The following is a 593-nucleotide window of genomic DNA, read 5'->3' as shown; positions in this document are numbered from 1 at the left end:
GGAATCGCCACTAACGAGTGGGAAATATAAATCGGAGTTGGCGCTAGTATGGCCAGATCAGCCACAAAACTTCGCTTTATCAAAAGTATCTGGCACTGCTTCTATGACATTTGAAGATGGAGTTATCTCAACTGATAACCAAGCAACCGGTATTTTGCGTTTGTTTGGCGTGTTTAATGTCGATGCTTTAGTTCGCAGATTGAAATTGGATTTTTCCGATTTGTATAAGCAAGGTATCAGTTATGACAACCTCAATGTCAATGTCGTGATGGATCAGGGCGACCTTCGCTTTGTTGATCCATTAAAGATCAATGGTCCCTCAAGTAACTATACGCTCAGTGGTCATGTGGATTTAGCGGAGCAGATGTTAGATCTGAAAATGTTGGTTGAACTACCTTTATCTAGCAATGTTCCTATCGCGGGCCTGATGTTGGGAAACCCCGCTATAGGCGGAGCAGTGTGGCTAGTTGATAAAATCTTAGGGCAACCCTTATCAAGGCTTTCGACTGTGCGCTATGCCGTGAAAGGGAATTGGGACAACCCAGAGATGACGCTCGAGCAGGCCATCAATGCCAAGTAATACGCAGTTGTGT

At 44.5% G+C, this 593-nt stretch carries 1 protein-coding gene; it reads left to right on the top strand.

The features are described from left to right. The coding region (locus A3739_RS17000; RefSeq protein ID WP_304440288.1) for an AsmA-like C-terminal region-containing protein at positions 1–580 on the top strand (580 nt) is incomplete at its 5' end. Between the last annotated feature and the right edge of the window lie 13 nt (positions 581–593).

This window comes from Oleiphilus sp. HI0067, assembly GCF_001635735.1.
Note: the sequence above shows the minus strand (reverse complement) of the source record. Positions and strands in the feature narration are given on the sequence as shown.